Annotated in this window: 25 protein-coding genes and 1 tRNA gene; 22 read left to right on the top strand and 4 right to left on the bottom strand. The window is 75.3% G+C overall.

The genetic code is table 11. From position 1 onward, the window contains the following. Positions 1-124 precede the first annotated feature (124 nt). From ACZ7IF_RS01850 to ACZ7IF_RS01840, 3 genes are read left to right on the top strand one after another with little or no spacing between them, the layout of a single operon-like run. Positions 125-628: an LAETG motif-containing sortase-dependent surface protein gene (locus ACZ7IF_RS01850; protein WP_470961408.1), complete on the top strand. Its 504-nt coding sequence runs from the start codon at positions 125-127 to the stop codon at positions 626-628. An 8-nt stretch (positions 629-636) separates the two neighbouring features. Continuing rightward, a complete protein-coding gene (locus tag ACZ7IF_RS01845; protein ID WP_470961405.1) occupies positions 637-1,344 on the top strand; it encodes an RNA polymerase sigma factor in 708 nt (235 codons plus the stop codon). Then, positions 1,341-1,907 carry a hypothetical protein gene (locus tag ACZ7IF_RS01840; RefSeq protein WP_470961402.1) on the top strand — a complete coding sequence of 189 codons (567 nt, stop codon included), beginning with the start codon at positions 1,341-1,343 and terminating at the stop codon, positions 1,905-1,907. Before ACZ7IF_RS01845 ends, ACZ7IF_RS01840 begins: the two co-directional genes overlap by 4 nt. Before the next feature lie 6 nt (positions 1,908-1,913). On the opposite strand, the gene ACZ7IF_RS01835 is transcribed toward ACZ7IF_RS01840, so the two are convergent. After that, complete coding sequence (locus ACZ7IF_RS01835; protein ID WP_470961399.1) at positions 1,914-2,366, bottom strand: MarR family winged helix-turn-helix transcriptional regulator; 453 nt, start codon at positions 2,364-2,366, stop codon at positions 1,914-1,916. A 218-nt stretch (positions 2,367-2,584) separates the two neighbouring features. On the opposite strand from ACZ7IF_RS01835, the gene ACZ7IF_RS01830 reads away from it, so the two are divergent. From ACZ7IF_RS01830 to ACZ7IF_RS01815, 4 genes are all read left to right on the top strand, one after another. Beyond that, positions 2,585-3,805: an MFS transporter gene (locus ACZ7IF_RS01830; protein ID WP_470961396.1), complete on the top strand. Its 1,221-nt coding sequence runs from the start codon at positions 2,585-2,587 to the stop codon at positions 3,803-3,805. Between the two features lie 48 nt (positions 3,806-3,853). Next, complete coding sequence (locus ACZ7IF_RS01825; protein WP_470961393.1) at positions 3,854-4,306, top strand: GlcG/HbpS family heme-binding protein; 453 nt, start codon at positions 3,854-3,856, stop codon at positions 4,304-4,306. Positions 4,307-4,371: 65 nt separating this feature from the next. Continuing rightward, on the top strand, positions 4,372-6,012 hold the full coding sequence (locus tag ACZ7IF_RS01820) for a beta-N-acetylhexosaminidase (RefSeq protein WP_470961390.1): 1,641 nt from the start codon (positions 4,372-4,374) through the stop codon (positions 6,010-6,012). Positions 6,013-6,078: 66 nt separating this feature from the next. After that, positions 6,079-6,777: an alpha/beta fold hydrolase gene (locus tag ACZ7IF_RS01815; RefSeq protein WP_470961387.1), complete on the top strand. Its 699-nt coding sequence runs from the start codon at positions 6,079-6,081 to the stop codon at positions 6,775-6,777. 9 nt (positions 6,778-6,786) lie between these two features. On the opposite strand, the gene ACZ7IF_RS01810 is transcribed toward ACZ7IF_RS01815, so the two are convergent. Next, positions 6,787-7,611 carry an endonuclease I family protein gene (locus tag ACZ7IF_RS01810; RefSeq protein ID WP_470961384.1) on the bottom strand — a complete coding sequence of 275 codons (825 nt, stop codon included), beginning with the start codon at positions 7,609-7,611 and terminating at the stop codon, positions 6,787-6,789. 217 nt (positions 7,612-7,828) lie between these two features. On the opposite strand from ACZ7IF_RS01810, the gene ACZ7IF_RS01805 reads away from it, so the two are divergent. Both ACZ7IF_RS01805 and ACZ7IF_RS01800 read left to right on the top strand, forming a co-directional pair. Further along, complete coding sequence (locus tag ACZ7IF_RS01805) at positions 7,829-8,395, top strand: DJ-1/PfpI family protein (RefSeq protein ID WP_470961381.1); 567 nt, start codon at positions 7,829-7,831, stop codon at positions 8,393-8,395. A gap of 159 nt (positions 8,396-8,554) precedes the next feature. Continuing rightward, positions 8,555-9,250: a GmrSD restriction endonuclease domain-containing protein gene (locus tag ACZ7IF_RS01800; RefSeq protein ID WP_470961378.1), complete on the top strand. Its 696-nt coding sequence runs from the start codon at positions 8,555-8,557 to the stop codon at positions 9,248-9,250. Between the two features lie 73 nt (positions 9,251-9,323). Here ACZ7IF_RS01800 and ACZ7IF_RS01795 read toward each other — a convergent pair whose 3' ends face one another. Then, positions 9,324-10,136: a glutamate ABC transporter substrate-binding protein gene (locus ACZ7IF_RS01795; protein WP_470961375.1), complete on the bottom strand. Its 813-nt coding sequence runs from the start codon at positions 10,134-10,136 to the stop codon at positions 9,324-9,326. Positions 10,137-10,372: 236 nt separating this feature from the next. On the opposite strand from ACZ7IF_RS01795, the gene ACZ7IF_RS01790 reads away from it, so the two are divergent. The 7 genes from ACZ7IF_RS01790 to ACZ7IF_RS01760 all read left to right on the top strand — a co-directional run bounded on the left by ACZ7IF_RS01790 (position 10,373) and on the right by ACZ7IF_RS01760 (position 17,788). After that, positions 10,373-11,455, top strand: coding sequence for a hypothetical protein (locus ACZ7IF_RS01790; protein ID WP_470962285.1), 1,083 nt, complete (start codon positions 10,373-10,375; stop codon positions 11,453-11,455). Positions 11,456-11,523: 68 nt separating this feature from the next. Further along, positions 11,524-11,596 (top strand) — tRNA-Arg (locus ACZ7IF_RS01785). A gap of 119 nt (positions 11,597-11,715) precedes the next feature. Further along, positions 11,716-12,867, top strand: a complete 1,152-nt coding sequence (locus ACZ7IF_RS01780; RefSeq protein ID WP_470961372.1) for a leucine-rich repeat domain-containing protein — start codon at positions 11,716-11,718, stop codon at positions 12,865-12,867. Further along, complete coding sequence (locus ACZ7IF_RS01775) at positions 12,864-14,681, top strand: ankyrin repeat domain-containing protein (protein WP_470961369.1); 1,818 nt, start codon at positions 12,864-12,866, stop codon at positions 14,679-14,681. Before ACZ7IF_RS01780 ends, ACZ7IF_RS01775 begins: the two co-directional genes overlap by 4 nt. Continuing rightward, positions 14,678-15,868 (top strand): sigma 54-interacting transcriptional regulator, encoded by a 1,191-nt coding sequence (locus ACZ7IF_RS01770; protein ID WP_470961366.1) that lies wholly within the window; start codon positions 14,678-14,680, stop codon positions 15,866-15,868. The genes ACZ7IF_RS01775 and ACZ7IF_RS01770 overlap by 4 nt, the downstream gene beginning before the upstream one ends. A 17-nt stretch (positions 15,869-15,885) precedes the next feature. Then, entirely contained in the window at positions 15,886-17,109 is a 1,224-nt protein-coding gene (locus ACZ7IF_RS01765) for a vWA domain-containing protein (RefSeq protein ID WP_470961363.1), read from the top strand. Positions 17,110-17,242: 133 nt separating this feature from the next. Beyond that, positions 17,243-17,788: a TerD family protein gene (locus ACZ7IF_RS01760; RefSeq protein ID WP_470961360.1), complete on the top strand. Its 546-nt coding sequence runs from the start codon at positions 17,243-17,245 to the stop codon at positions 17,786-17,788. 161 nt (positions 17,789-17,949) lie between these two features. Here the strand turns inward: ACZ7IF_RS01760 and ACZ7IF_RS01755 are convergent, their stop codons facing one another. Beyond that, positions 17,950-18,570: a TetR/AcrR family transcriptional regulator gene (locus tag ACZ7IF_RS01755; protein ID WP_470961357.1), complete on the bottom strand. Its 621-nt coding sequence runs from the start codon at positions 18,568-18,570 to the stop codon at positions 17,950-17,952. Positions 18,571-18,718: 148 nt separating this feature from the next. Between ACZ7IF_RS01755 and ACZ7IF_RS01750 the strand changes: the two genes are divergently transcribed. The 6 genes from ACZ7IF_RS01750 to ACZ7IF_RS01725 all read left to right on the top strand — a co-directional run bounded on the left by ACZ7IF_RS01750 (position 18,719) and on the right by ACZ7IF_RS01725 (position 24,941). Next, the gene (locus ACZ7IF_RS01750; protein ID WP_470961354.1) at positions 18,719-19,636 is read left to right on the top strand and encodes a phosphatase PAP2 family protein; all 918 of its coding nucleotides are present in this window, start codon (positions 18,719-18,721) and stop codon (positions 19,634-19,636) included. After that, positions 19,633-20,502, top strand: coding sequence for a hypothetical protein (locus ACZ7IF_RS01745; RefSeq protein ID WP_470961351.1), 870 nt, complete (start codon positions 19,633-19,635; stop codon positions 20,500-20,502). Before ACZ7IF_RS01750 ends, ACZ7IF_RS01745 begins: the two co-directional genes overlap by 4 nt. A 5-nt stretch (positions 20,503-20,507) precedes the next feature. Continuing rightward, complete coding sequence (locus tag ACZ7IF_RS01740) at positions 20,508-20,798, top strand: hypothetical protein (RefSeq protein ID WP_470961348.1); 291 nt, start codon at positions 20,508-20,510, stop codon at positions 20,796-20,798. Positions 20,799-21,027: 229 nt separating this feature from the next. Next, complete coding sequence (gene rraA, locus ACZ7IF_RS01735; RefSeq protein ID WP_470961346.1) at positions 21,028-21,513, top strand: ribonuclease E activity regulator RraA; 486 nt, start codon at positions 21,028-21,030, stop codon at positions 21,511-21,513. A gap of 74 nt (positions 21,514-21,587) precedes the next feature. Beyond that, entirely contained in the window at positions 21,588-23,249 is a 1,662-nt protein-coding gene (locus tag ACZ7IF_RS01730; protein ID WP_470961343.1) for a peptide-N4-asparagine amidase, read from the top strand. 27 nt (positions 23,250-23,276) lie between these two features. Continuing rightward, positions 23,277-24,941: a serine/threonine-protein kinase gene (locus tag ACZ7IF_RS01725; protein WP_470961341.1), complete on the top strand. Its 1,665-nt coding sequence runs from the start codon at positions 23,277-23,279 to the stop codon at positions 24,939-24,941. The last annotated feature ends 48 nt before the right edge of the window (positions 24,942-24,989 follow it).

The raw sequence follows: 24,989 nt of genomic DNA, 5'->3' as shown, positions 1-24,989 counted from the left end.
GCCGGGGCGGGGAGGGAACGCGCGAAAAGTTTTCTCGAAACGGCGGCAACCGATCGGGCACTCGCACGTCGTGCGGGGGTGAAGGGCGAAGTTCCCGCCCCGGACCCGACCGTGGAGAGCCACTGTGAAGAACCTGAAGCGCGTTGTTCCCGTCACCGCCCGCCGGGCGGCCGTCGCCGCTGCCGCCGCCGGGGCGGTCCTCGCCCTCGCCGGGCCGGTCGCCGCCGCGCAGGGGGCCTCCGCCTCGGCGTCGCCGGCCCCCGCCGGGAACGCGCAGCCGAGCGCGGTTCCGGCCCCGCCGGCCGGCAGCGGCAAGCCCACCCCGGTCCCCTCGGTGCCGGCCGGCAAGCCCACCCCGGCCCCCTCGCAGCCGGCGGGCGGCAGCGCCAAGCCGAGCCCCGTCCCGACCCTGCCCGAGGGGGCCACGCCCAGCGCGGCCCCCACGGTCCCGGCCGGTGTCGGCCAGCCCTCCGCCGTGCCCTCCGCGGCGCCCGGCTCCGGTGACGGGTCCGAGCTGGCGCATACTGGCTCCTCGGCGACCACCGTCGCCCTCGGAGCCGGAGCGGCCGCGCTCGTCGCCGCCGGCGGCGGCGCCCTGTTCGCCGTGCGGCGCCGCGCCGGCAACTGAGGACACCCGTGCTCGAACTCGCACCACCCGCCAGCCCCCTCACACCCGGCTTCGCCCGGGCGTGGCGGGGCTTGTGGTGGTGGCTCTCGCGCCGCGGGCGCTCCGCCCCGCCGGCCGCCGGGCCCGGCGGCCACCCGGCCGGCGCACACGCGTACACGTACGCGTCCTCGTACGACGACGCGTACGGCACCGGCGGGCCCGGCGGCCACGGCGCGGTGGATGCCCCGCGCCCGCCGACCGTCAGCGAGCTGTACCACGCCCACCGGCTGGGCATGGTCCGCCTCGCCGTGCTCCTCGTCGACGACCTGGGCACCGCCGAGGACGTGGTGCAGGACGCCTTCACCGCCCTCTACCGCCGGTACGGGGAGCAGATCTCGGAGGTGGACAACGCGCTGGGCTACCTGCGCACCTCCGTCGTGAACACCGCGCGGTCCGTGCTGCGCCGCCGCCGCACCGCCCGTGCCTGGATCCCGCCGGCCACCGCCGACGTCCCCTCCGCCGAGACGTCCGTGGTCCTGGGGGAGGCGCACCGCGAGGTGCTGGCGGCCCTGGGCAAACTGACCGTGCGCCGCCGCCAGGTGCTGGTGCTGCGGTACTGGGCGGACATGAGCGAGGCGGAGATCGCCGAGACCCTGGGCATCAGCCGGGGCGCGGTGAAGTCGAACGCCAGCCGCGCCCTGGACGCGCTGGAAAGGATTCTGGAGGGAAGGGTATGACCGGTCCTACGGGTAACGCGCCCGACGGCGAACGCCCCGTGGAGCGCCGGCTGCGCCAGGCCCTGGAAGCCCGGGCCGAGGAGGTGACGGTCGTCTCGCTGCGGCCCGCCGATCCGCCAGGCCCGCACCTGCGGCGGCTGTCCCCGCGCACGCTGTGGCTGCGGCGCGGGGCGTGGACCCTCGCGGGTGTGTCCGGCCTGGCGGCGGCGGCCCTGGCCGGGTACCTCGTGCTCGGCGGGCCCGATCAGCGGCCGGTCCGCCCCGAGCCGCCCGCCGCGCCGCCGGAGCTCAGCCCGACCGGGCCCTCGGGCACGCCCCGGCCGAGCGTGTCGCCGTCGGCCTCGGTGCCGCCGGAAGTGCCGTCCGTACCCTCGGGTACGGGTACCGGGGCGGGTACGCCCACGCCGCAGCCCGCGACGTCGTCGGCCCCGGTGCGCCCGCCGCGGTCCGAGCCCCCGGCGACCGTGCCCGCCGGCGGCTCGGGGGGCTCGGCCACGCCGGTCCCGGCGGGCGGGGCCGGAGTTCCGCAGAGCACGCCGAGCCCCTCGAAGTCGAAGGGCTGACGGGCGCTACCGGCGGGTGTTCTCCACCGCCGCCACCAGCGGGGCCAGCTCGGGGTTGAGCGCGGCCTCGTCCAGGGCCTCGCGCAGGGCGGCGGCGTTCGTCGGGCGGGCCTGGTCCAGGAGGGCCAGGCCCGCTTCGCTGACGTCGGTGTAGATGCCCCGGCGGTCGGTGTCGCAGATGTAGCGGCTCAGCAGCCCGCGGTCCTCCAGCCTGCTGACCAGCCGGGTCGTCGCGCTCTGGCTGAGCACCACCGAGTCCGCGACCTGGTGCATCCGCAGGTGCCCGCCCGGGCCGCCGTGCTGGCGGCTGAGCACGTCCAGCAGCGAGTACTCGCGCACGCTCAGCCCGTGTCCGGCCTGGAGGGCCCGCTCGATGTGCGCCTCGATCCGGCCGTGGAGGAGGGAGAGGGCGCACCAGCCCTGGGCGAGGCCGGTCAGTGCGCTGTCCGTGGTCGTCATGTGGCTCCTCCGTCGTGGGTGTGGGTGTGGGCGTGGGACGGCGCGCGCGTGGTCGTGCCGCCGCGTGCATACCGCCAAGGATAGGCCACGCGCGCAATAGCCCGCGCTTGCAAATATCCCGCGTCTGCAATTAATGTGGACGAGCGTAATCGGCGAGCGCAAAAACGTTCGCCCGGCGCCCCCACCCCACCTCCCGCACCCTGAAGGGCAGCTTCGTCATGCCTCTCGCGCTCCTCGCCCTCGCCATCGGAGCCTTCGGGATCGGCACCACCGAGTTCGTGATCATGGGCCTCCTCCCCGAGGTCGCGGCCGGCTACGGCGTCTCGATCCCCACCGCCGGCCTCTTGGTCACCGGCTACGCCCTCGGCGTGGTCCTCGGCGCCCCGGTGATGACCGTCCTCGGCACCCGCGTCCCCCGCAAGCGCATGCTGATGCTGCTCATGGGCCTCTTCATCGCAGGCAACGTGCTCTCCGCGCTCGCCCCCGCCTTCGGCGTGATGCTGGCCGGACGCGTCGTCGCCTCCCTCGCCCACGGCGCCTTCTTCGGCATCGGCTCGGTGGTCGCCGCCGGGCTCGTGGCGCCCGAGAAGAAGGCCGGCGCCATCGCCATGATGTTCACCGGTCTGACCGTGGCCAACGTGGTCGGCGTACCGCTCGGCACCCTCGTCGGCCAGCACCTCGGCTGGCGCGTCACCTTCCTGGCCGTCGCCGCCCTCGGCGTGCTCGGCCTGATCGGCATCGCCCGGCTGGTCCCCGACCTGCCCCGCCCCGAGGGCGTACGGGTGCGCCACGAGGTGGCCGCCTTCCGCAACGTCCAGGTGCTGCTCGCCATGGCGATGACCGTCCTCGGCTTCGGCGGGGTCTTCGCCGCCATCACCTACATCACCCCGATGCTGACCGACGTCGCCGGCTTCGCCGACACCTCCGTCACCTGGCTGCTCGTCCTGTTCGGGCTCGGCATGGTCACGGGCAACCTCGCCGGGGGCCGCTACGCGGACCGGGCGCTCATGCCGATGCTGTACGTGTCCCTGGGCGCGCTGGCCGTCGTACTGGCCCTCTTCACCCTCACCGCCCACGACAAGGCGGGCGCCGCCGTCACCGTCTTCCTCATCGGCGCCCTCGGCTTCGCGACCGTGCCGCCGCTGCAGAAGCGGGTCCTGGACCAGGCCGCCGGCGCCCCCACGCTGGCCTCCGCCGTCAACATCGGCGCCTTCAACCTCGGCAACGCCCTCGCCGCCTGGCTCGGCGGGCTCGTCATCACCGCCGGGCTCGGCTGGACCGCCCCGAACTGGGTCGGCGCCGCCCTCGCCGCCTCCGCCCTCGTCCTCGCCCTCGTCTCCGGCGCACTGGAGCGCCGTACGGTCCGCCGCGCGGCGGGCGCGAGCCGGGTCGTGGCGGCCGGAACCCCCGCCGCCCCGCCCGCCGCCGTCCACCACTGACCCCCCACCCGCACCACCCGCACCACCACACCGCAACAGGAGCACCACATGTCCCGCACCACCGCCACCCGCGTCCTCCTCTCCCCGCTGACCACCGAGGACGCCGAGCTGCTCGTCACCGCGGCCCGCACCGCCGCCGAGGCGGCCGGGGTCGCGGTCAGCGTCACCGTCCTGGACGCGGGCGGCCACCCGCTGGCCTTCCGCCGCGACGACCGGGCGGTCCTGATCTCCGGCGAGACCAGCACCCGCAAGGCCTTCACCGCCCTCCAGCTGAACGCCCCCACGGCCGACCTGACCGAGGCCGTGCTGCCCGGCGGGCCCTTCCACAGCCTGCCCACCGCACTCGACCGGCCGCTGCTCTTCATCGCGGGCGGCCTCCCCGTCCACCGCGGCGGCCACCTGATCGGAGCCGTCGGCGTCGGCGGCGGTGCCCCCGAGCAGGACCACCGCTTCGGGGCGGCCGCCCTGGAGGCCCTGGACCGGGCCGACTCCGCCGCGTAGGGAACGCCCCCGGTCGCGCGACCGCGTCCCCCGTGCCAGGTTGGTACGGGGGACAGGGGTTCACGATGAGGCAGACGACCGGGCGGTTCCGCGGAGGTCGGGCCATCGCGACGGCAGCGGCCGCCACGCTGGTCGCCTTCGCCGTACCCGCCTGTTCCGCCGGAGCCGAGGGCGCCCGCGCCACTCCCGGCGCCGCCTCCCCGGCCCCCGTCCCGACCGCCGACACCCCGTCCCCGGCGCCGACCGGGCCGCCCGCGTCCGCGTACCCCCTCTCCACCGCCCCGCGCACCGTGCCGTCCGTACGCGAGCACGTGCCCGCCCGGGGCCCCGGCTGGAAGCCCGCCCCCGGCGCCCGCGTCCTCGTCGCACCCGCCGACAGCGCGGCCCTGGCCGACGAGGGGAAGCTGCTCGCCGGCGAACTGCGCCTCGGGTACGCCGAGTCGGACCAGCCGGGGCCCGGCGACGTCCAGCTCGCCCTCGCCGCCAAGGGCTCCGGCCCGGCGGAGTCGTACACCCTCACCGTCCAGGGCGGCAGGGTCAGGATCACCGGCCCCGACGAGGCGGGCGTCTTCTACGGCACCCGCACCCTCAAACAGGAGATACGCGGGGCCGGCGCGGCCCCCGAGGGCACGGTGAAGGACGCCCCGGCCAAGGCCCAGCGCGGACTCAACCTCGACATCGCCCGCAAGCACTTCGCCCCGGAGTGGATAGAGGGCCGGCTGCGCGAGATGGCCGACCTCAAACTCAACCAGCTCGGCCTGCACTTCTCCGACGACCAGGCCTTCCGGATCCAGTCCGACACCCACCCCGAGATCGTCTCGACCCCCCACCTGACCAAGGCCGAGGTACGCCGGATCAACGCCCTCGCCGCCCGGCTGCACATCGCGGTGGTCCCCGAGATCGACTCGCCCGGACACCTCGGCGCCGTGCTCCGCGTCCACCCCGAGCTGCAACTGCGCGACGCGGCGGGCCGGGCCGTCAAGGGCGCCGTGGACATATCCAACCCGGCGTCGGCCGAACTCGTGGACGACCTGCTGCGCGAGTACCTGCCGCTGTTCCCCGCGGGCGCCTGGCACCTGGGCGCGGACGAGTACCAGGCCCTGGTGGTGCGCGACCCCCAGGCCTCCTTCCCCGCCCTCGCGAGCGCCGCGCGGGCCCGCTACGGGCCCACCGCCCGGGTGCAGGACCTGGCGACGGGCTGGCTGAACGACCGGGCCGCCGTGGTCCGGCCGTCGGGCAAGGCCCTCAAGGCCTGGAACGACGGCTTCTTCAGGGGCGGGGCCGCCAAGGCCGCCCAGGACATCCAGGCCGAGTACTGGACGGGCAAGGAGATCGGCGCCCGGCCGCCGCTGGAGTACCTGGACACCGGCCGCAAGGTGGTCAACCTCAACGACGAGTACCTGTACTACGTGCTCGGCGAGCCCAACCAGTTCACCTACCCCACCGGCAAGCGGATCTACGAGCAGTGGACCCCGCTCGTGCTGCGCGGCACCACCCCCGTCCCGGCGCGCTACGACCCGCAGGTCCTCGGCGCCCGCCTCGCCGTCTGGTGCGACCTGGCCGCCTCGCAGACCCCGGACCAGGTGGCCGCGGGCATCCGGCTGCCGCTGGCCGCCCTGTCCCAGAAGCTCTGGGACCCGCGCCCGCCGCAGGCCGCCTGGACCGACTTCCAGTCCCTCGCCGGCAGGCTCGCCGCCGAGCGGTGACCTGCGTCCCTACGTCAAGCAGCCCTTCGGGGAGGGGATGCCGGACCGCGTTGCTACCGTGCCGCCATGGGTGAATTCGTACTGGTGGCAGGCGCCTGGCTCGGCGCCTGGGCGTGGGACGAGGTGGCCGGGGAGCTCCGTGGGGCGGGTCACGGGGCGCACGCCGTGACGCTGTCCGGCCTCGCCGAGAAGCGCGGCGTCCCGGCCGGGCAGCAGACCCACGTGCAGGACGTCGTCGACGAGGTCCTCGGCCGGGACCTGCGCGATGTCGTCCTGGTCGGGCACAGCTACGCGGGCATCCCCGTCGGCCAGGCCGCCGAGCGGATCGGCGGCCGGCTCGCCCGCGTGGTCTTCGTGGACTCGAACGTCCCCGCGGACGGGGAGTCCTTCGTCTCCGCGTGGTGGCAGGGCCCGGAGCGGCTCGAGGCCGAGCTCGCCGCGAACGGCGGCGCCTGGGCGCCGCTCACCGCGCCCGACTGCGCGGGCCAGGACCTCACCGACGAGCAGATCGCCCGGTTCCTCGCGGGCGCCACCCCGCACCCCGGCGCCTCCCTCGCCGAGCCGGCCGTACTCGCCGGCCCGCTCGGCGCGCTGCCGGCCACGTACGTCAAGTGCCTGCTCGACGGAGCCGAGCCGAACCCCGACGTGGCCCGGCTCCTGGAGGGCGGCCGGTGGGAGCTGCGCACCCTGGACACCGGCCACTGGCCGATGTTCTCCCGGCCGCGCGAACTGGCGCGGCTCCTCCTGGAGTCCGCCGGGGTGTGAAGCGGATGGCTACCAGATGGAGTTGACCCACTCCGGGTGGTCGATGAAGGGGTTGCGGTTGTGCTGGTAGGTGTCGTAGATCACCTGGTTGCGGCGCTGCTCGAAGGCGTCCGGCGGGTCCATCTGGTTCCACTGCTTCAGCAGGCTGATCCGCCCGAAGAGCGGGGCGGTCCCGTTGTTGACCTTGTCGTTCATCTCCAGGTCCGCGAAGCCGTCCCCGCCGTCGTAGCGCACCGCCATGTACAGCAGCATCCGTGCGACGTCGCCCTTGACCGCGTCCCGGGGCTCGAAGGAGTCGGCGTCGGTGAAGCTGCCCGGGGCCTCCGACACGGGGCTGCCGCCCTTGTCGAAGTCCTTGTTGCCGCGGGTGCTGTTGACGGTGACGTCCTCGGGGCGCAGGTGGTGCAGGTCGGTGCCCGGGCCGGTGGCGGTGCCGAAGTCGCCGTGGCTCTTGGCCCAGACGTGCTCCCGGTTCCAGTCGTTGACCCCGCCGCCGTTGGTGGACTTGGACTGGGAGCGGCCCGAGTAGACCAGGATGACGTTGTTGGGGTTCGCGGGGTCCTGGTCCGTCACCTTCAGCGCGTTCCACACGCCGTCGTAGGTGACCTTGGACTGGGTCTTGATGATGTCGTGCAGCGCGGTCTTCAGCGCGGCGCCGGTCTTGCCCTCGGCGGCCGCGTAGTACGCGTCGACGGTGGACGGGTAGGCCTGGGGAGCGGCCTGCGCGGTGTCGGCGGTGGTGCGGGTCTGGCCGGCGGTGGCGCTGGCCGGTATGAGGAACAGCGCGGCCGCGGCGAGTCCGGCGGCCCAGGGGGCAGTACGGGAGATTCTCATGACGTGGGGGATACCTCTCCACAAACACCGTCCCCGCCATGGCAGTTGGCGGGGTGTCTGGTGGCAGAGCGAGGATCCTATTGTCATGTGCCCTACAAGTAAAAACCATGTGTCGGCGACGTGGACCTTGGTGTTTGTCCGCCGTGCGCCCCGGGCACGGTAGCGGGTGCCCCGGCCGCCCCGACGCGGCCGCCGACAGCTCTCACCGGAGTGGCCCATGGCAGTGAAGGTCCTCATCGTGACCGGCGACGCGGCCGAGTCCCTGGAAGTGCTCTACCCCTACCAGCGCCTGCGGGAGGAGGGGTACGAGGTCCACATCGCGGCGCCCGCGGTCAAGAAGCTGCGGTTCGTGGTGCACGACTTCGAGGAGGGCTTCGACACCTACACCGAGAAGCCCGGCTACACCTGGCCCGCCGACATCGCCTTCGCGGACGTGGATCCCGGTGAGTACGCGGCCGTCGTCGTGCCGGGCGGGCGGGCGCCGGAGTACCTGCGCAACGACCCGGAGGTGCGGCGGATCCTGGCCGCCTTCGCCGGGGACGACAAGCCGATCGCGCAGATCTGCCACGGCCCGCTGATCACCGCCGCGAGCGGCGGCCTGGGCGGGCGGCAGGTCACGGCGTACCCGGCGCTGGAGCCCGACATGTCGGCGGCCGGGGCCCGGTTCCGGGACTCCGAGGCCGTGGTCGACGGCACCCTCGTCTCGGCCAGGGCGTGGCCCGACCACCCCGCCTGGATGCGGGAGTTCCTCACCGTGCTGCGCGGCAAGGCGCCACTGGCCTGAGGGGGCGTCGCCGGCGCGGAGCCCCCGCGCGCCTTCCCGGCCGTGGCGGCCGAACGGGTCAGCACGGTGGGGCCCGCTGCGGTGAAGATGTCCCGCCATCTGGCCGGGATCGCCGTGGCCCCGCCGCCCGGCCGCGGGCCGCGGCGATATGACCACCATGTGATCAGACATTTCCTGCGGGGTGCCCCCGCGCTCCCCCTCGCCCTCATCGCACTCGCCGGCCCCGCCTCCGCCCCCGCGTCGGCCTCCGTCTCCCCTCCCGTCTCGCCCGCCGCCGCCGGCGCGCGGTCGGGAGCGGTCCGGATGCCGGAGCCGCCGGAGGCGGCGGTCGCGAGGGAGGAGCTCCAGAAGCTCACCGTCGAGCCGCCCCACTCGATGGCCGGCTACAGCCGGGACAAGTTCCCGCACTGGGCCACACAGTTCGGGAAGTGCGACAGCCGGGAGGTCGTGCTGGCCCGTGACGGCGTCGCCGTCGAGCAGGACGACCAGTGCCGGGCGATCTCGGGCACCTGGACGAGCGAGTACGACAACAAGTCCTTCACCGCCGCCGGCCAGCTCGACATCGACCACATGGTTCCGTTGGCCAACGGCTGGCGCTCCGGAGCCGACACGTGGACCACCGCCAAGCGCAGGCAGTTCGCGAACGACCTGGAGCACTCCCAGCTCATCGCGGTCTCCGCGGCTTCGAACCGGTCGAAGGGCGACCAGTCGCCCGAGACCTGGGTGCCGACGAACCACCTGTACTGGTGCACGTACAGCCGGGCCTGGACCCACGTCAAGTCGCTCTACGGGCTGTCGGTCACCGAGGGCGAGAAGTCCGCCCTGGAGAACATGCTCGGCACCTGCGCCTCGTGAAGCGGGCCCGCTCCGGCCCCGGCCGGCCGGGAACCGGGGGGGGGGCCGGACGGGGCCCCCGCCCCGGGGCTCGTCAGTGGCCGGTCGTGACCTGGGGCGCCGGCTCGTACTTGTAGTTGGCCGGGCCGAAGTGCTTCTTCACGGCCGCTTCCCAGGAGCCGTCCGAGACCATCTTGGTGATCGCCGTGTTGATCTTCCGCTGAAGGTCGTTGTCGCCCTTCTTGAGGCCGATGCCGTAGTTCTCGTTGCTCAGGTTCAGCCCGAGCAGCTTGAACTTGCCCGCGTTGCCCTTCCGTGCCGCGTACCCGGCGAGGATGGAGTTGTCGGTGGTCATCGCGTCGACCAGGTTGTCCTGGAGGGCGACGAGGCACTCCGAGTAGCCGCCGAGCTCCAGGACGCTCGCCTTCGGCGCCAGGTTCTTGCGGATGTTCTCGGCGGAGGTGGAGCCGCTCACCGAGCACAGCCGCTTGGTGTTCAGGTCCTCCGCCTTGGTGATCGAGTTGTCGTCGGCGCGGACCATCAGGTCCTGGTGGGCGACGAAGTAGGGACCGGCGAACTCGACCTTCTCGCGGCGCTTGTCGTTGATCGTGTAGCTCGCGGCGACGAACTTGACCTCGTTGTACTGGATCAGCAGTTCCCGGTCCGAGCTGTAGACCTGCTTGAACTCGATCTCGTTCGCCTTGTAGCCGAGCTCCTTGGCGATGTACGTGGCCACGTCGACGTCGAAACCGGTGAAGGTGCCGTCGCTCTCGCGCATCCCGATGCCGGGCTGGTCGAACTTGATGCCGATGGAGATGGGCTCCTTCGGGGCTTCACCACCACAGCCGGAGGCGGTGGCGGCGAGGGCGATCACCGTGGCGACCGCACCGGCCTTGGGAACCTTCATGCTGAACTCTTTTCCTCGGGAACGCGGAATCCCGGGGGACGTCGCGGGAACGGGGGCAGGCGTGCGGAACCGCGGGGGCGCGGGGGCACGTGTATGAGGAAGCTAGGAAGGTGACGGCCGCACCGTCACTACATCTGAGGAAAACTTGAGCATAACGATCCGGTTCAGCCGTGGATCTTCCGGCGGTTCCGGTGAGTGGCGGGAGAAGGGGGCTGTCCGGAGTGGCGAACGAGGAGATGGGCGCGGCGAGGGTCGAGGGCAACACGCTCTTGCTGAGCGAAGGGGTGCGTATCCGGTTCATCCGGACATTGCGCCTGCCTGAGTCGGGTACGCACGCCCTCCCGCCGGGGCTGGGGGAGTTCCCGCTGCGGCGGGTGGAGGATTACCCGGACACCGTGCCGCCGGAATGGCTCGCCAAGGGCGGCGTGATGCTGCCGGTGTACCTGCGCGAGGCCATGTGGCTCAGCTTCGGCGGCTCGGGGGAGCCCGCCGCGCTCCAGATCGGCGTGGGCAAGGTGTGCGCCGTCTCCGGCAGGCGGTGGACCGGCCGGCTGGAGCGCAGGCCGCAGAACTACGTGGTGCTGCCCCGCCAGCCCTGGCTCGACGGGATCAACTCCGGCGACGGGACGGTGCGCCAGTTCGTCGCCGTACCGCTCGGCCTCAGGGTCACGGTCGAGGGGCAGGTCACCGGCGAGGAGGTCACCGGCGGGGTGCAGCTCCAGGCGTTCCCGCTCGGCCCCGGGGCCCTCGCGGCCTGGCGGGAGGAGGAGCGGCTGCGACGCGAGAGCGCCGTCGCCGAACACCTCTACGGCGGAGGCGGCTACGGTGCGGCCCCGCCCGCGCCGTCCGCGCCGGGGGCGCCTCCCATGCCGATGGCCGCCCCCGCGCCGGGCGCCGCACCCGCGCGCCCCGCCGCGCGCCGGGCCCCCGCCCCGGCCATGGGGCTCGGGGTGGGCGGCGCGATGCGCCAGGAGGTCTACGAGGACGACCGGGGGCTCTCCGCCTGGGCCGACCGGCCGGCCGCGCGGGTCTTCGTCCACCTGGTCACGCCGCCCGAGTGGCGCCGCATCACGGGCGAGGACGCGCCGCCCTCGCCCGTGGACCGTGCCGCCTACACGCAGGCCGGCCTGCCCTGGTACGACTACTACGACGAGACCGGCACCGACCTCCCGGCGGCCGGCCCCCTCGGCGAGGTCAAGCCCGTCGGTGACTGGCTCGGCGACGACCACACGCCCTGGACGCCCCCGGCGCCCGGCCAGGTCCTGCCGCTCGGCAACGCTCCGCGCCCGGGCAAGCCGGTCCAGGACGGGGACTGGTAGCCCCGGCGCCGGGCAATCCAAACTGGTGATCGATTTCCGGCCGTGGGGCCGCTATGATCACCTGCGGCAAGGCCGTAGCGCAGAGGTCGTCGCGCCCAAGCATCGAGCTGGAGGACGTCGGTTCGAATCCGACCGGTCTTGCCGTTTCTCTTCCGTCATGTCGGAACGGCGGCAGCACGGCGCGAAGGCGTGCCGGCATGCCGCGGCTCCGCGAAGTCGCAGGGTCGCCGGGCGCCGGCGACGGAACCGGTGGAATGCTGATGACACGGCCGACGCCCGTACGGTGCCCCGCAATCGAGCACCCGGACCTGCCCCTCGCCGACCCGGCGGACCTCGGCCCGCTGCTCGCCCGCCTCGCCCAGGACCACTGCGTCGAGACCGACGAGACCTTCCCCCTCGGCACCCTGCGCGCCGACGGCCGCGTCGACCTCTGCAAGCAGGGCCTCGGCCCCGCCGGCACGGCCCGGCTGCTGCCCGTCGCCCTGACCTCCCCGCACGCCGCGCACCTGCTCCTCGGCACCAACTCCCTGACCGACGAAGGCGCCCGCACCCTCGCGACCGCCCTCGCCGGCGCCCACGGCCGCCACGGAGTGCACACCCTCTACCTCGGCTGCAACCGCATCGGCCCCGACGGCGTGCTCGCCCTCGCCGGAGCCCTCGCCGACGACTCCGCCGTCCGCGCCCTCTGGCTCAAGCGCAACCCCCTCCACGCGGACGGCGCCCGCACGATCGCCGCACTGCTGCGCCGCAACACCGCGCTGCGCACCCTCGACCTCGTCAACACCGGCATCGGCGCCGAGGGCGTACGCCTCCTCCTGGACGCCCTGCGCACCCGCGAGGCACCCCTGGAGCGGGTCTTCCTCGGCGGCAACGGCCTCACCGCCGAAGCCGCGCCGCTGCTCGCCGCCCTCATCCGCGAGGCCGGAGTCCGCGAACTGTACGTACCGGCCAACCACCTCGGCGACGAGGGCGTAGCCGTCATCGCCGCCGCGGCCGCCGACGCCGGCCCCGAGCGCCCCGTCCGGCTCGGCCTCGGCGGCAACGGCATCGGCGTCGCCGGAGCACGCGCCCTCGCCGACGCCCTCGGCGGCATCGAGGCCCTGGACCTCGGCCGGACCATGTCCGAGCGCAGCCTGGGCTCCGCCGGCAACGAGACCGGCGACGAAGGCGCGTACGCCCTGGCCGCCGCCCTGCCCGGCAGCCCGCTGCGCCGCCTGGAACTGCGCCACACCGGCATCACCGGGCGCGGCGCCAAGAGCCTGCTCGCCGCCCTGCCCGAGGACGCCCCGCTGGAGCACGTCGGCCTGGGCCCCGGCACCCCCCGCCGCCTCAAGCGCTCCTTCGCCGAGCGGCTGCGCCCCGCCCGGGCCTCCCACCCGGACCTGCGGGCCATCGGGAGCGTGTACCGGTGAGCGAGAACGCCCGCACCGCGCCGCCCGGCGGGATCCCGCCCGAGGACGCGGCGGCCTGGCAGCGGATCCGCCGCTACGCCGTGCCCGCCGGAATGATCGAGCGGGCCACCGCCCACCGCCTGGCCGGGGACTGGCGCGCGGCCTGCGCCGCCGCCGGCACGGAGACCACCGTCGACCTGACCGCGCTCGCCGCGGAGCACGGGAGCGCCGTCGCCGAAGCGGCGGCAGAGGACCTGCGCCACTTCGCCCCCGACCTGCTGCGCTGGCACCTTCCCCGGGTCCTGGGCGGCCGCACGGTCATCGCCCCGAACCGCCGCGTCGTGCTGGCCCGTTACGGCTCCGGCCCGGACGCGCCCCTCCTGTACGTCACCACCCGCGCCATGGTGGACGGCCCGCAGCGGCTGCGGCTGCACTGCGCGCCCGTCGACCCCCGGGCGCGGCGCCACTCCTACGCCGACTGGGTCGTCGAGGACTGGACCCGCGCCCGCTGGTTCTGGGACGCGCGGCACACCGCCGAGCTGCGCTCCTGCGTCGGCCCGGCCGACCGGATCCCCTTCTTCCGCACCGACGGCACCCCGATGGGCGAGGACGAGGTGCCCACCGCCGACCCCGGCCCCGCCGACCCCGCCGGGCGGGCGGAGTGGGCCGCCGTGCTCCAGTGGCGCGGGGAGACCGTCGAGGCGTTCGCCGCCGCCGGGATCGAACTGGACCTGAGCCTCCCGCCGAACGCCTACCGCTGGAGCGACGCCGCAGCCGCGCTGAAGGCCGCCGTGCTGGACCCGGCCCTGCTCGCCGCCGGGGTCCGCCGCCTCGCCGCGGCGGGCGCGGGCGACCGGTTCGAGTTCGCCCCGCACTGGCGCTGCCTGCTGCTGGTGGAACTCGCCGGCCCGGACGGCGGCCTGCGGGCGCGGCTCGTGGACTCGACCGAGGTGCGCGACGTACCCCGGCTGCCCGACTACGCCTGGCGGCCGCTGCCCGACCCGTACCTCGTACGCACCGGCCGGACCGCCCCGCGCGAGCTGCACCCGCTCGTCACCGCCGCCCTCTTCCCGGAAGCCGGACCGGCCGTGGGGCCGCCCGCCCCGGCCGCGCCGCGGACCGCCCGGGTGCGCTGCGTGGGCGAGTGGCACGAGGTGCGTTCCCGGGACGGCGTACTCGAACTCCCGCACAGTGCCGAGGAGCAGCAGCGGGAGCGCGCCCTGCGGGCCTTCGGCGGCGACGTCGCCGGCTGCTTCGCCGTCCGCGAGGCCTGGGCCTCCGGCGAGGGCCGGCTGCCGCGCGCCCTGCGCGCCGAGCGGCGGGAGCTGTTCGAACGCGTCCAGCACGGCGACACCCCCGGGGTGCTCGCGCTGCTCGACGCGGGCCTGGACCCCCGGGTGCGCAACGGCAGGGGGCAGGGGCTGCTGCACCTGCTGCCCTTCGTACGGCACGAGGAACTGCTGTCCAGGCTGCTGGAGGCCGGACTCGGCCTGGAGGAGGAGGACGACTCCGAGCGCACCCCGCTCCAGTGCGCCGTCCAGAACGGCGGGACCGCGTCCCTGGTCCGGGCGCTCCTCGCGGCCGGCGCCCGTACCGACGTGACCGACGACATGGAGCTGTCGCTGGGCCAGGTGGTGACCCGTTACAAGCGCACCGACCTGACCTTCCTGAAGGAACTCGTGGAGGAGCGCCACCCCGGCATCAACTTCGACGCGTACGACGAGTTCATGGCCGAGCGCGCCGAATGGGGCGACTTCGACGACGACGACTACGACGAGGACGGCTACGCGGAAGCAGGCGACGCAGGCGTGTCCGACGGCGGGGTGCGGGAATGAGCGCCGCACCCCCGCCCGCGCTGGCCGCCGCCGACGAGCTGGCCGCCCGCCTCGGCGCCACCCGCACCGAGCCCGCCGCCAGCCACCAGCTGGAGGCCCTCGCCCTCGCGGTGACGGCCAACCAGCCCGTACTGCTGTGGGGCGAGCCCGGCATCGGCAAGTCCGCCGGCATGGAACGGCTCGCCGCCTCCCTCGGGGTCGCCCTGGAGACCGTCGTCGCCAGCGTCCACGAGCCCTCCGACTTCGCCGGCCTGCCGGTCGTCGGCGACGACCCGGCCACCACCGGCGTGCCGATGGCCCCGCCGGACTGGGCGGTGCGCCTGGCCCGCACCGGACACGGGCTGCTCTTCTTCGACGAACTGTCCTCCGCCCCGCCCGCCGTACAGGCCGCCCTGCTGCGCGTGGTCCTCGAACGCCGGGTCGGCAGCCTGGAACTGCCCGCCTCCGTACGCATCGTCGCGGCGGCCAACCCGCCCGCCAGCGCGGCCGACGGCTGGCACCTCAGCGCGCCCCTCGCCAACCGCTTCGTCCACCTCGACTGGACGCACGACCCGCGCACCGTGGCCCGCGGCATGGCCGGGACCTGGCCCGAGACCGCCCTCCCCGTGGTCGACCCGGCCCGCTCCGCCGGCGCGGTCGCCCGCGCCCGGGGCGCGGTGTCCGGCTTCCTCACGGCCCGGCCCGGCCTGGTCCACCACATGCCGAACGACGCCGAGGGCCGGGGCCGGGCCTGGCCCTCTCCGCGCACCTGGGAGATGGCGCTGCGCCTGCTGGCCACCGGGTACGCGGCCGGCGCGGGCCGGGAGGCGCTGTCCGCCGCCCTCACCGGGGCCGTCGGCGACGGGGCGGGCCTGGAGCTGCTGACCTACCTGGAGCACCTGGACCTGCCCGACCCCGAACGGGTGCTGGCCGACCCCGGTGCCTTCGCACTGCCCGCGCGCGGAGACCGCCAGCTGGCCTTCCTCATCGCGGTCGTCGCCGCAGTGCAGGCGGACCCCACCCGCTCCCGCTGGGAGGCAGGCTGGGAGGTCCTCGCCAAGGCCGTCGACGCGGGCGTGCCCGACGTGGCCGCGCGGGCCGCCGCCGACCTCGCGGCGATGCGCGACCTGTCCTGGCCGGTCCCCGAGGGGATCGACGCCTTCGTGGAACTGCTCCAGCTGGCCGGGGCCCTGCCCGGCACCCGCTGACGGGCGGGGCCGCGCCGGTGGACGTCCCGCTCGACCGGGCCAAGCTGCTCGCCGCCCGCTACGCGGCCGCCGAGGCCCGGCCCTACCTCGCCTCCGCCCTGTACGCGCTGACCGTCGTCCCCTCCCCGGGCCCGTCCGGGGTCCGGACGATGGGCGTCGACCGGCACTGGCGCTGCTACGTGTCGCCGGAGTTCGTCGAGCGCACCCCCGTCCCCGAACTGTCGGGGGTGTGGATCCACGAGGTGGCCCACCTGCTGCGCGACCACCACGGCCGCGCGGACCGGCTGCCGGCCGCCGACCAGCGCGATCCGGTCCGGATCAACACCGCCCAGGACTGCGAGATCAACGACGACCTCCTCGCCGACGGGCTGGAGCTGCCGGTCGGCCGCATGGAGCCGCGGCTGTTCGGCCTGCCCGGGGGCGGGATGTTCGAGGGCTACCTGCCGGGCATCCCGCCCACGCCCCCGCACGGGGTGGACTGCGGCTCGGGTGCGCACGGCAGGCCGGCGCCCTGGGAGCTCGGCGGTGGCGCCGTCGACGGCGACGGCACGGCCCGGATCGGCCCGGTGGAGGCGGAGGCCCTGCGCCGCCAGACCGCCCAGGCCGTACGCGCCCACCGCCGTTCCCGGGGCCGGGGGAGCGTGCCCGCCGGATGGGAGCGCTGGGCGGAAGAAGTGCTGGAGCCGACCGTCGACTGGCGCCGCGCCCTGTCGGGGGCGGTGCGGGAGGCCGCCGCCTGGGCCGGCGGGGCGGTGGACTACACGTACCGGCGTCCCTCGCGCCGCACGCCCGCGCTGGGCGGCCGGGTGGTGCTGCCGAGCCTGCGCCGGCCGCTGCCCAGGGTGGCGATCGTCATCGACACCTCGGGGTCCATGGGAGACGCGGAACTCGCCGCCGCCCTCGCCGAGGTCACCGGGGTGCTGCGCGAGGTGGGCGTGGGCGGCAACCGGGTCACCGTGCTCGCCTGCGACGCCGACGTGCAGGCCGTGAGCCGGGTGGCCAGTGCCCGGGAGGTGACCCTGGCCGGGGGCGGTGGCACCGACATGCGGGTGGGCATCGCGGCCGCGCTGGCCCGGCCGGACCGGCCGTCGGTCGTGGTCGTGCTGACCGACGGCCTCACCCCCTGGCCCGAGGAGTCCCCGTCCTGCCGGCTGATCGCCGCGCTGATCGGGGCGGGGGCGCGGCAGCCGCCGGGCTGGGTGGAGACCGTACGCGTGGACCCGGCCGACCTGGCCTGCTGAGGGACGGCGGCCCGCTCACCGGCGGGGCCCGGAACTGGCCGGTTGTGTACGGTCGTTCGTACGGTGATCACCGATGCGTGGCAGCATGGCGCCGGACATCACGGCCAAAGCGGCCACGCGGAGGGGGAGTTCGGTGAGCGGAGTACGCAAGAGCCTGGCCAAGGTGGAGATAGCGCTGCGCTGGGACCCCAGCCCCGCGGGCACGCCCGCGAACGACCTGGACATCGTCGCCGCCGTGTACGGCGCCTCGGACCCGCACGGGGAGCCCGTCTACCTCGTCCACTTCGGCAGCCGCGCCCCCGACGGCACCATCACCCTGGCCCGGGACAGCCGCACCGGGCAGGGCTTCGGCTTCGACGAGGTGATGACCCTCGAACTGGACCGGCTGGCGCCCGAGCTGGCCCGGGTGGTGGTCGGCGTGGTGATCCAGGACGCCGGGCCCGCCGCGGGGCCGGACCGCAAGACCTTCGCCGCCGTCGGCGGCACGGGGCTGCGCATCCGCGAGGGGTACACCGACCTCGCCGCCACCGACTTCGCGGAGCTCGCCGGGGCCACGGCGGCCACCGTCGCCGAGTTCACGCGGGACGCCTCGGGCGGCTGGGCGCTGGACGCGCGCACGCGCGGCTTCGACGCGGACCCGCAGGAGTACGCCCGGGTCATGGGCGCCTCGGGCGGCTGAGCCGCTCGGCGCCGGGGGATCCGTACCGGACCGGGCGGCGGTCACCCTGCTCGGGAGTGGCCGCCGCCCCGTCCGGGTGGCGCGCTGCCGCCGTCCCCACGAGGCAGCGCGAGTGGGTCGCCGTCCGGTCATCGTGAACGGCGGCCCACCGGTTCAGGGGGTCAGGGGACCCGGGGGCGGATGCCCAGCGCGGGCAGCAGCGCCGCGTCCACGAACCTGACCAGGTAGTCGGAGTCCGCGTACCGCCCCTCCAGCACGGGCCGGATCCGCAGGACGCCCATCAGCTGCGCCGGCAGGAACTCCACGGCCGGATGGTCCGCGGTGAGCTCGCCGCGGGCCACGGCCCGCTGGACGATCGCGTCGAAGGCCTCCAGCTCGGGTTCCACCAGGGCCTCGCGCAGCGCGGCCTGGAGTTCCTCGTCGCTGAGCACGGCCACCCCGAGCGCCTGGGTGAGCCGGGTGTCGCGGCCCGAGGTGCCCGCCGCGATCCGGGCGGCCTCGCGGAGGTCCCCGGCCAGGGTCCCGGTGTCCACGTCCGCCAGGGTCCGCTCGCCGCGGCGGGCGCGGCTCGCGCGCAGGGCGGCGACGACGAGCTGGGGCTTCGTCTTCCACTGCCGGTAGAGCGTGGACTTCCCGCAGCAGGCCCGGGCGGCCACGCCCTCCATGGTCAGGGCCTCGTAGCCGTGCTCGCGCAGCTGGTCGAGGACGACGTCGTAGAACTCCTGCTCGCGCTCCGGGCTGATCTTGGAGCGGCGCGCGGTGACCTGCGGCGTCGACGTCATGGGAAGGGGTTCTCCTCGCGGGATCCAGTGGTGGGTCCGTGCTCCGAGTGTACGGCCATCCGAGCTTATCGGGACACCAGCGTATCGATACGCCCATGTATCGATACACTGGCGTGTCGATAGGAACCGAAAGAAGTGAGACCGGGGGATGACCTCCCACACCACACCGGACCGGCCACCAGCCGGGAAGAGCGACGCGCGCCGCCGGCTCATACGCGAGCTGCTGCTCGTCGCGGGCCTGTTCGCCGTCTACAAGGCGGGCCGGATGCTCTCGACGGGCCGCACCGACGAGGCCTTCCGCAACGCCGGCCGGGTGTGGGACGCCGAACGCGCCCTGCACCTGCCCGGAGAGGGCGCGGTCCAGCGGCTGCTGCTCCACTCGGACGCCCTCGTCCACACCGCCAACACCTACTACGCGGCCGTGCACTTCCCGGCGACCGCCCTGTTCCTGGTCTGGCTGTACCTGCGCCGCCCCGGGCACTACCTGTGGACCCGCCGGGTGCTCGCCGTCCTCACCGGCGCCGCCCTCGTCCTGCACCTCTCCTTCCCGCTCGCGCCGCCCCGGATGCTGGACGCCGCGCGCCTGGTGGACACCGCGCAGGTGTACGGGCCGAGCGTCTACGGCGCCGCCCCGGAAGCCGACACCATGGCCAACCAGTTCGCCGCGATGCCCTCGCTGCACTTCGGCTGGGCGCTGATGCTGGCCCTCGGGATGATCGCCGCGACCCGGTCCCGGTGGCGCGCCCTGTGGCTGCTGCACCCGCTGGTGACCCTGCTCGTCGTCGTGGGCACCGCCAACCACTACTGGGTCGACGCCGTCGTGGCCACCCTGCTGCTGGGCGCGGCCCTGCTGCTGGTCCCGCGCCCGGCCGCCGGCGACGCAGCCGCACCGGCGGTACGCGGCCTGCCGCGCCCGCGCCCGGTCGCGGAGCCGGTCCGCGCCGGGGCAGCCGCCCCCTCGCCGGGCGCGGCGCCGGCCGCAGGGGGATCCGCGCCCCCGGCGGTGCCCGCGACCGCCCCGGACCCCGCCGCCCCCGTGCCCGTCCCCGCAGGGGGCGAGCGGTGAACGCCACCGTCCTCGCCGTCGCCCTCTGCCTCGCCTCCGCCGCCACCTACGCGGCCGCCGCCGTCGCCCAGGAGCGCCTCGCCCGCCGGGCCGTCGCCCGCACCGCCCGGGCCCTGCTCGGCAACGGCGGCTGGTGGTGGTCGGCCGGGCTGAACGCCGCCGCCGCGCTGCTGCACGCCGCCGCGCTCCGGTACGGCCCGCTGACCCTGGTCCAGCCGCTGGGCGCGCTCACCCTGGTGGCCGCCGTCCCGCTGGGGGCGCGCGGCGCCGGGCGGCGGGTCGCCGCCACCGAGTGGCGGGGCACCCTGGCCACCGTCGCCGGGCTCGGGCTGCTGCTGCTCCCCGCCTCCGGCCCGGCCCCCGACGACACCCTCACCCTGGCCGAGGCGCTCGCCGTGTCAGGAGCCACCGTCGCCGCGATCCTCCTGCTCACCGCCCGCAAGGACCCCGGCCCGGGGCTGCGCCACGCCACCGCCTCCGGGCTGGCCTCCGCCGTCGCCTCCGCCCTGACCCAGACCGTGGCCGTGGCGGGCGGCCGGGGCGGGGCCCTGCTCAGCGGGCGGGTGATCACCGTCGCCCTGCTCGTGGTGGTCTTCGCCGTCGGCGGGATGCTGCTCTCGCAGCGGGCCTACCGGGGCGGCCTGGGCGCTCCGCTCGCGGTGGTCAACCTGGCCAACCCGCTCGCCGCGGCCGCGATCGGCATGATCCTGCTCGGCGAACGCCTCCAGGGCGGCGCCCTCGGGATCCTGCTCGCCGCCGCCGGAGCACTCGCGGCCACCCGCGGGGTCCTCCTGCTCACCCGTACCGCGCCCGCCGCGCAGCCCGCCGAAATCCGCCCCGTGCAGGCCGGCCATGTGACAGCATGATCGGCATGGCCGACCGCTCGTACCTCTCCCTCTGGTCCAGGAACTCCGTGCTGTCCATCGGCTCGGTCGGGTCGGTGCTCTCCATCGGCTCGGCGGGCAGCTTCCTCTCCGTCGGCTCCATCGGGTCCGCGCTCTCGGTCGGCTCGGCCGCCTCCTGGCTGAGCGCGGGCTCCGCCTTCTCGGCCCGCTCCACCCTCTCCCTCTTCGCCCACCGCTCCCGGGGCGGCGTCGCGGTGGTCGGCGCCGTCGCGGGAGCGGCCGCGGCCGCCGCGCTCTGGCGCGCCCGCCACCGCTGAGCACCGCCGCGCCCCCGCCCGCGTCCTCACAGGCGGCCGGCTCTCCGCCAACTTCCCCGACCGCCCGGTCCAGGCCCGGTTCCGCGACCTCGCCACCCGGGCCTCCGCCGTCCCGGGCTCCCCCGACCCGCACATCGGCCACCGCATCCTCTTGGGCGACTCCCGCCGCTGAACGCCTGGCCTACGCTGGGCCCCGCGCGACGTACGAGATGCGAGGAGCCCGAACCACATGAGCGTCACCCCCGTCCCCACCGCCGACCTGTACGACGAGCACGGCGAGGGCCTCGGCATCTGCGCCACCCCGTTCCGCCGGATCGGCGGCCGGCACCTGTACGCCGGACCCGTGCGCACCGTCCGCTGCCACGAGGACAACGCCCTGCTGCGCGAACTCCTCCACACCCCCGGCGATGGCGCCGTCCTCGTCGTCGACGGCGGCGGGTCCCTGCGCACCGCCCTGGTCGGCGACCTCATCGCCGGCGCGGCCCACGCCTCCGGCTGGGCCGGGCTGATCGTCAACGGCGCGGTCCGCGACAGCGTCGCCCTCGGCGCCCTGGACCTCGGCGTCCAGGCACTCGGCACCTGCCCGCGCAAGAGCGGCAAGACCGGCGAGGGCGCCGTCGACGAGCCCGTCACCATCGGCGGGGCCACCTTCCGCCCGGGCGACACCGTGTACGTGGACGACGACGGCGTCGTCGTACTGCCCGCCGGGCACTGACACCGTCGGTTTCGCGCCACCTCCCGGCCACGGCCCTGGCGGTGACGGGCCGCCAGGGGTTTCACTGCGGGCCCATGAGACGACACAGGATCATGGGCCTGCTCGGCGCGCTCACCCTCGCCGCCGGGGCCCTGGCCGGACCCGCGGCCGCCGCCGGATCCCCCGCGGGCGCACCCCCGGCCACCGCCGCCGGACCCGTCCCGCCCGCAGAGTTCGGCACCGACTGGCACGACCCCCTCACCGCCGCCCCGCCCGTCCAGCGGCCCGCGACCCGGTCCTGCCGGGTGACCCTGGCCGAGGCACAGTTCCGCGACTTCACCCCCTACCGGGGCACGTACACCCCGCCCGCCGGCTGCGGCGGCTCCGACTGGGCCAAAGCCGTCCTGCGCCTCGACGGCAAGGTCAAGGGCCGCCAGTACGACCGGCTCGGCAACCTCACCCTCGGCGGCGTCGAGATCCTGCGCACCTCCACCCCCGAACCCTCGCCCGACGGCATCGAGTGGTCCGTCGAGAAGGACGTCACCCGCTACCGCGACGTCCTCAGCCGGCCGCAGCCCGTCGAGATGCTGATCGGCAACGTCGTCAACGACACCTACACCGGCGTCATCGACGTGAAGGTGACCCTGACCCTCTACGCCGCCGACCGCCGGCATCCGGCCCCCGACACCCCCGACCGGGTCCTGCCGCTCACCGGCTCCGACCGCGGAGGGGCTGCCGTCACCACCCCGCGCAACACCGAGCGGCTCCTCGCCGAGGTGTACGCCACCGGCTCCGGCGGCGGCTGCGAGGAGTACTGGTACCTGACCGTCCCCGACGCCGCGCCCTACTCCTGCAAGGCCGCCGACGGCCCCTACCGCGAGGTCCGGATCTCCGTCGACGGCCGGCTCGCCGGGCTGGCCGCGCCCTTCCCGACCGTGTGGACCGGCGGCTGGTCCAACCCCTTCCTCTGGTACGTCACTCCCGGCCCCCGCGCCTTCGACGTCCAGCCGGTCGTGTACGACCTCACCCCCTACGCCGCCCTGCTCAACGACGGCCGCGAGCACCGCGTCGAGGTATCCGTAACCGGCGTCCCGGCCGGCCAGGCCGGCTGGAGCACCCCCGCCAGCCTGCTGATCTGGCAGGACCACGGCCGCCAGGTCGTCACCGGGGCCCTGACCCGCCACGAGGAGGGCGCCCCCGCGGGCTCCTCCCGCTGGACCCCCGCCGCCCCGGGCGGCGAACACCGCCTGGACACCGACGGCGCCCACCGCCTGACCGTCGCCGGGTACCTCGACACCTCCCACGGCCGGGTCACCACCACCGTCACCCGGGCCGTGTCCCACACCTCCGCGCACCGCTGGACCGACGGCGAGAACCGGGACGCCCTCACCGCCGCCTGGACCGACGAGGAGAACGTCACCCGCGGCGCCGCCACCACCCGCACGGCCCGCACGTACACGATGGACGGCGAGACCACCCTCGGCGCCGGGGACCGGCTGCGCACCGTCCTGTCCCTCGGCGACCGGGCCGACACCGTCACCCTGCGCGGCGGCCGCGAGACCGGCCGCACCCGCCTCGACGACCGGTACACGGGCGACGCCTCGTACACGGCGAACGTCCCCCGCGACCAGCGGCACGCCGTGGGCACCTCCACCGAGCGCTACCGCCTGTACGGGACGGATGTCGGCGGCGGCTGTTACGACCGTACGGTGTCCACCGCGCAGGGCACCCTGACGGAGGACCGCCTCCGCTGCTGACGGTGGCGGGGCCTACGATGACCGCCCATGGAGAACAGTGAGGCCGGCAGACGGCTGATCGACGGCCGTTTCGAACTCATCGGCCCCCTGGGCGCCGGAGGCATGGGCACGGTGTGGCGCGCCCGCGACATCGCACTGCACCGCGAGGTCGCCCTCAAGGAGGTGCGCCCGCCGGACCCCGCCACCGCCGCCGCGCAGCCGGACCTCGCCGTCCAGCTGCGCGAGCGGGCCATCCGCGAGGCGCGGGCCCTGGCCCGCCTCGCCCACCCCAACGTGGTGACGATCCACCACATCGTGGAGCCCGCGCCGGGCACCGAAGGCCACCCGTGGATCGTGATGGAGCTGCTCAAGGGCGGCTCCCTGCACGACCGGCTCGCCGCCGGACCGATGCCGCTGCCCGAGGTGGTGCGGCTCGGGCTCGACATCCTCTCCGCGCTGCGCGCCGCGCACGCGGAGGGCGTGCTCCACCGGGACGTGAAGCCGGCCAACGTCCTGCTGCGGCCCGACGGGGCGGGCGTACTGACCGACTTCGGCATCGCCGCCCTGCACGGGGCGACCGCCCTCACCTCCACCGGAGTGCTGATCGGCTCGCCCGAGTACATCGCCCCCGAACGGTGCCGGGGCGAGGAGGGCCTGGCGGCCTCCGACCTGTGGTCGCTCGGCATGATGCTGTACGTGGCCGCCGAGGGGACGCACCCGCTGCGCCGGGCCACCAGCCTGGCCACCGTGGTCGCCGTCCTGGACGAGCCGATCCCGGCGCCCGTGCGCTCCGGCCCGCTGGGGCCCGTACTGGAACGGCTGCTCGTACGCGATCCCGCCGCGCGGCCCGACGGCGCGGAGCTGGAAGCACTGCTCCGTGGCGCGAGCACCGCTCTCGGCGCAGGCGCAGGCGCAGGCGCCGCCGCCCCGGCCCCGGTCCCGGGACCCTACGGCCCGCCTCCCACGGTCTCCGGCACCCGGCCCTTCACCCCCGGCGGCGGCTCCCCGTACGGGCCCACCACCCCGGTCCCGGCCGTCGCCCCGGCCCCCGCCCGGGGGCGCGGCCGCGCCGCGCTCATCGGCGGAGTCCTCGCGCTGGCCCTCGCCGGCGGCGTGGCCGGGCTCGTCCAGGCCCTGCCCGACGGCAAGTCCGGCGACCCGGACGCGAAGGGCTCCACGGCCTCCGCCCCGGCCACCACCGTCGCCCAGGCGCCCGCCACCCCGAAGGCCGCCACCCCCAAGGCGCAGGGCAGCCCCGCCGCCGCGGCCAGGGGCAGCCTGCTCACGCCCGAAAAGGTCCGCACCGTCATCGAGGCGTTCAAGCAGCAGACCGGCACCACCACCTTCGTGGAGATGACCGTCTACGAGGGGTACGTACTGGCCTCCATCCCCACCGCCCCCGGGGCGGACACCTTTGACCGGTACGAGTACCGCGACGGCCAGGTCAAGCACGACGGCCCCGGCGGCACCGTCAAGCAGGACGAGCCGCTCATCGACATGGCGGGCGTGAAGTGGGACGCCCTGCCCGGCCTCCTGGAGCGGGCGCAGCAGGAACTCGGCGTCACCAAGCCGACCTCCCGCTACCTCATCGTCGAGCCCTGGCTCTTCGACGCGACCCCCTCCATGCGCCCCTACCTCACCGACGAGTACGGGCGCGGCGGCTACGTGTACGCCGACACCCAGGGCAACGTGAAGAAGGTGTACCGCTCCTGACATCGTGTAGCCGTACGCGCGCACCCGCACGCGCACCCGCACGCAGCC

This window comes from Streptomyces sp. NPDC037421, assembly GCF_055602105.1.
The sequence above is the reverse complement of the archived record's forward strand: the minus strand, read 5'-3'. Positions and strand labels throughout refer to the sequence as shown.

What these genes read in the sequence shown, in the direction of transcription:
- ACZ7IF_RS01840 (WP_470961402.1), top strand. Translation starts at nt 1,341, where the DNA reads ATGACCGGTCCTACGGGTAACGCGCCCGACGGCGAACGCCCCGTGGAG.
- ACZ7IF_RS01835 (WP_470961399.1), bottom strand. Translation starts at nt 2,366, where the DNA reads ATGACGACCACGGACAGCGCACTGACCGGCCTCGCCCAGGGCTGGTGC.
- ACZ7IF_RS01830 (WP_470961396.1), top strand. Translation starts at nt 2,585, where the DNA reads ATGCCTCTCGCGCTCCTCGCCCTCGCCATCGGAGCCTTCGGGATCGGC.
- ACZ7IF_RS01825 (WP_470961393.1), top strand. Translation starts at nt 3,854, where the DNA reads ATGTCCCGCACCACCGCCACCCGCGTCCTCCTCTCCCCGCTGACCACC.
- ACZ7IF_RS01820 (WP_470961390.1), top strand. Translation starts at nt 4,372, where the DNA reads ATGAGGCAGACGACCGGGCGGTTCCGCGGAGGTCGGGCCATCGCGACG.
- ACZ7IF_RS01815 (WP_470961387.1), top strand. Translation starts at nt 6,079, where the DNA reads ATGGGTGAATTCGTACTGGTGGCAGGCGCCTGGCTCGGCGCCTGGGCG.
- ACZ7IF_RS01810 (WP_470961384.1), bottom strand. Translation starts at nt 7,611, where the DNA reads ATGAGAATCTCCCGTACTGCCCCCTGGGCCGCCGGACTCGCCGCGGCC.
- ACZ7IF_RS01805 (WP_470961381.1), top strand. Translation starts at nt 7,829, where the DNA reads ATGGCAGTGAAGGTCCTCATCGTGACCGGCGACGCGGCCGAGTCCCTG.
- ACZ7IF_RS01795 (WP_470961375.1), bottom strand. Translation starts at nt 10,136, where the DNA reads ATGAAGGTTCCCAAGGCCGGTGCGGTCGCCACGGTGATCGCCCTCGCC.
- ACZ7IF_RS01790 (WP_470962285.1), top strand. Translation starts at nt 10,373, where the DNA reads ATGGGCGCGGCGAGGGTCGAGGGCAACACGCTCTTGCTGAGCGAAGGG.
- ACZ7IF_RS01780 (WP_470961372.1), top strand. Translation starts at nt 11,716, where the DNA reads ATGACACGGCCGACGCCCGTACGGTGCCCCGCAATCGAGCACCCGGAC.
- ACZ7IF_RS01770 (WP_470961366.1), top strand. Translation starts at nt 14,678, where the DNA reads ATGAGCGCCGCACCCCCGCCCGCGCTGGCCGCCGCCGACGAGCTGGCC.
- ACZ7IF_RS01755 (WP_470961357.1), bottom strand. Translation starts at nt 18,570, where the DNA reads ATGACGTCGACGCCGCAGGTCACCGCGCGCCGCTCCAAGATCAGCCCG.
- ACZ7IF_RS01750 (WP_470961354.1), top strand. Translation starts at nt 18,719, where the DNA reads ATGACCTCCCACACCACACCGGACCGGCCACCAGCCGGGAAGAGCGAC.
- ACZ7IF_RS01740 (WP_470961348.1), top strand. Translation starts at nt 20,508, where the DNA reads ATGGCCGACCGCTCGTACCTCTCCCTCTGGTCCAGGAACTCCGTGCTG.
- rraA (WP_470961346.1), top strand. Translation starts at nt 21,028, where the DNA reads ATGAGCGTCACCCCCGTCCCCACCGCCGACCTGTACGACGAGCACGGC.
- ACZ7IF_RS01730 (WP_470961343.1), top strand. Translation starts at nt 21,588, where the DNA reads ATGAGACGACACAGGATCATGGGCCTGCTCGGCGCGCTCACCCTCGCC.
- ACZ7IF_RS01725 (WP_470961341.1), top strand. Translation starts at nt 23,277, where the DNA reads ATGGAGAACAGTGAGGCCGGCAGACGGCTGATCGACGGCCGTTTCGAA.